Annotated in this window: 5 protein-coding genes and 1 pseudogene; all 6 read left to right on the top strand. The window is 47.0% G+C overall.

Going from position 1 to position 3,566, the window contains the following annotated elements; translation table 11 throughout:
* Positions 1–388: pseudogene (locus Q0294_RS05270) on the top strand (hypothetical protein); the annotation flags it as partial.
* Between the two features lie 490 nt (positions 389–878).
* Positions 879–1,106 (top strand): hypothetical protein, encoded by a 228-nt coding sequence (locus Q0294_RS05265; RefSeq protein ID WP_299461629.1) that lies wholly within the window; start codon positions 879–881, stop codon positions 1,104–1,106.
* Between the two features lie 126 nt (positions 1,107–1,232).
* On the top strand, positions 1,233–1,505 hold the full coding sequence (locus Q0294_RS05260; RefSeq protein ID WP_299461627.1) for a hypothetical protein: 273 nt from the start codon (positions 1,233–1,235) through the stop codon (positions 1,503–1,505).
* A gap of 392 nt (positions 1,506–1,897) precedes the next feature.
* Positions 1,898–2,227, top strand: a complete 330-nt coding sequence (locus Q0294_RS05255) for a DUF1559 domain-containing protein (RefSeq protein ID WP_299461625.1) — start codon at positions 1,898–1,900, stop codon at positions 2,225–2,227.
* Entirely contained in the window at positions 2,202–2,879 is a 678-nt protein-coding gene (locus Q0294_RS05250) for a DUF1559 domain-containing protein (RefSeq protein WP_366917907.1), read from the top strand. Before Q0294_RS05255 ends, Q0294_RS05250 begins: the two co-directional genes overlap by 26 nt.
* A 169-nt stretch (positions 2,880–3,048) precedes the next feature.
* Positions 3,049–3,390: a hypothetical protein gene (locus Q0294_RS05245; protein ID WP_299461624.1), complete on the top strand. Its 342-nt coding sequence runs from the start codon at positions 3,049–3,051 to the stop codon at positions 3,388–3,390.
* Positions 3,391–3,566: the final 176 nt, after the last annotated feature.

The raw sequence follows: 3,566 nt of genomic DNA, 5'->3' as shown, positions 1-3,566 counted from the left end.
CCCTCTGTCTGGAATTCCGATCGAGACGCATACCGTGAAGGTTGGCTGTTATATAGGCGATCACACTAAAACTGGTTTGAACAGCCTGTTTAATACCGGAACTTCTGCTGGAGTGATGTCGATGGTGCTCCCGACCGGGGAATTGCTGCCTAAACACATTCCCTCATTTTCGCGGTTTTGGTTAGGACGAATTGACAATCAGATTAGCATTTCAGATCTTTTTCAACTGGCTGAATTCACAATGCAGCGGAGAGGTTTGACCTTCACTGCAGGCCAGCGAAGACTCCTGGTCTCTCTATTGGATGATACAGCTGAGGAACGCGAACAGGCAATCCGATGGTGGGACCAGAAACAGTCATCCCGCCCTGCTCCCCAGGTGACCCTATGAAGAAAACCGCTCCTGATTGATTTCGGGGATGATGATCCGATTAGCATTCATCGGTTGGGGGCCATGGTTCTATCAACTCGCATGCGAACTCAGTCCAGGATTAAGTTGTCATAATTCCAAGAGTTCAAATACAACGGGGTTTGCTGGAACTTTAGCGAAAAATGCAGCGATTCTTCCAGTTCGTAAGATTTATCATCTTGATGTAAGAATGTCGCAAAATGACGACAGTACTTGCAGAACTGAAACGTATTTTGTGAAAATTACCAGTGGGATTCGGTATCACAGGTGCCGACTCAGTAAGCGTTTACAGTTGTTGCCTTCGCGAATCAGGTTTTTCGGTCAGTTTGGTACAGTCCTTGCGATTCCTTCAGCCATCAAGCTTTTCCGGAGGTGAAGAGCGACAGCATCTTTCGAATCAGCGGATTCGAGGCTGTGGAATGGAAAAACAAAACAAAAAAGTATTGAATAGATTAAGCAGGAGAAGAGGGTCATGTCAGATCAGGTCATGGAAGAATTATGGAACGGGTTAGCACCAGCTGCAAATGGCGCAGAGCTCGTCAATGCCGTCGTTGATCGATTACTGGAGTTGAAGATCGATTTACAGGAGGTTTCGCTCGCGGAGATGAAAACTCTGATGGCGTCTGCCTGCCTGCAGAAGGCAAAGGGAGATTTGCAAAAACGGAACCGACGCGTTTCTGATTGTGTGATTGCTTCATAAAAGTTCAGACCCTCACACAAATCTGAGCAATTCAAAGAACTGACTCAAATAGTTCTTGAACAATACAAGCCCCTGGTGGTAGAACTAAATCGCGTCCCATTTTTATCTACCCCAGGGAGAGCTGAAATGAGTGAACCGATCAATGATGAGTCAGATACCCATGATTCAGGACATCATTCTGAGCTTGTTGAGCAGATCGTAGAATCACTCAAGCAAGGCAATAAGATGCAGGCGATTAAAGATTATCGGGAGTCCACAGGCGCCGGCTTGAAAGAGTCGAAAGAGGCGATTGAAGCGCTGGTGGAGAAATATGATATCAAAATGAAGTCAGGTTGCGCCTCAATGCTGCTGTTCGCTCTTTCCACGGCGATTCTGCTTTTCATTGCCTGGGGGCGATGAAACTCTCCCTATTGTCAGCGGTTTCTATCGTTGAAATGTCCAGCAAATCTGGCTGAATCCTGCCGATACAAGGCCGGATGGAAGAGAGCCTCATTCTTCAATTCAGTACCCCTTTCTTCACAACGGTGGCTACCCATCCGGATGTATCCAGGAAACTGTTTTTTTGTAAAACTATTAAACAAAGCTTAATTTGTTCTTGAGGCGATCATTTGCATAAGTATACTTAATTAATTAAAGCCACTCTTAAATAGAACATCAGCTCTCATTTTCCATTTCCTGGATCATTCATTTGGTTAATTATCTGAAATCCTGATTTGAAATACACGCTTAAGATTCATTAGCCGGAACTTAATAATTTGTGATTTTTATCATTTCTTTATTGGGAGATCGTCATGTTTTCAAGTCAAAAAAGGCGACCGGGGTTTACGTTAATCGAGTTGCTTGTTGTGATTGCGATTATCGCGATCCTGATTGCTCTGCTGCTTCCTGCAGTCCAGCAGGCTCGCGAGGCTGCCCGGCGCGCCACTTGCAAGAATAAGATCAAACAGGTTGCTCTGGCATTACACAACTATCATGAAACACATCGCGTGTTCCCGCCGGTAGCAATCAATTATGGCTGGTGTAGCCCGAATGCCAATCAGGGGGCAGATCGATTAACACATAACAAAAATGGCCTTTCTTTAGTTACTTCCCTTTCTGGATCAGGCGCCGCTTTACAATAGAATTAATCAGGCGACAGCAAATAGCGCTCAGAATAGCGGCTATTGTTGTAGTTATCCTGGAGCTGGTGTTCCTCTCGCTGGGAACCCGGACGATAACGCGGATGAAATGGCGGTTCTGCTTGATGTCTTTCTGTGTCCTTCCGATCCTGGGTCGACGCATCTGGGGACTAGCACAGCCTATGGGACTTCAGCGGCACCCGGACCTGCGCAGACAAATTATGAACTGAGTGCGGATCAGACCATTGCTTGTAATTATTGGTCTACACAGGGAGCCACTACCCGTAAAATATTTGGTGAAAACAGTAAGTCTAAAATCAGCGATATTAAAGATGGGAGCTCCAATACCATCATGGTTTGTGAAACGGCACGAGAAGTAGCTAATGGCGAGGCACCAGCCTGGGGGATGCGCGGTTGGGTCACAACCGGCGGAGACGTGGATCCTGGAATCAATGTTTGGGATATCCCCACAGGGTCGACTAGTCCCGACGTAGGTAACTTGAATAGCTGGGGGCAGGTCGGAAGTTTGCATACAGGCGGAGCCCATTTTGGGTTCGGCGATGGCGCTGTCCGGTTTATCTCAGAAAATACGGATCTCACCCTGTTGCGGCGACTGGGAACGATGTCTGACGGTTTTGTCGTAGAACTACCGTAAAGCTGCTGATTTCCATTGAGCTAACAACGCAGGTACGAGGTGATCCATGAGAGTAAATAACTGCAGGCTATTGTCGCCTGTTGTTGTGGGGTATGTTTTCTGTTTGTGCGCCGGATGTAGCTCAAAAGATCCAGGGCCTGAGTTAATCCCGGTGACCGGTGTCGTATTGATGGATGAGCAACCCCTGATCAATGCAGATCTTATTTTCATTCCGGTGGAAACGACACCAGGAGTGGGCGGACAAGCAAGGACCAAAGAGAGTGGCGAATTCGCTGTGACTTACAGTCGTGGTGGCGAGGGGCTCCCTGCGGGAAATTATAGAGTGGCTGTCAGCTATCGCTTGATGCCAGACGGCACTCCTGTCCCGGAAGGTGATACGACACCACCCATTGAATCACCAGCAAGAGAGACTCTTCCCCGGAAATATTCCGATTACGATCAAAGCGAATTAAAGGCGACAGTTTCTCCCGGAAAGCCAATTGAGCTGAGGCTCACCACGAAAAAAAAGTGATCTGATTTTATAAAGTCAGGGAATGCTATGGGGGCCTGTTACAATTCTGTTAGAGAACTGGACCACTTGGTTCCGGTTCTCTGTACTTTCTACTCTCAAATTGTTGAGCCGAAATGCAGTATACAGAATTGGATTAGTTTGTGCGATTTCGATAGTCTTATCCCACCGGATTTCAC

It is taken from the genome of uncultured Gimesia sp., from assembly GCF_937919775.1.
Taxonomy (GTDB): domain Bacteria; phylum Planctomycetota; class Planctomycetia; order Planctomycetales; family Planctomycetaceae; genus Gimesia.
Note: the sequence above shows the minus strand (reverse complement) of the source record. Positions and strands in the feature narration are given on the sequence as shown.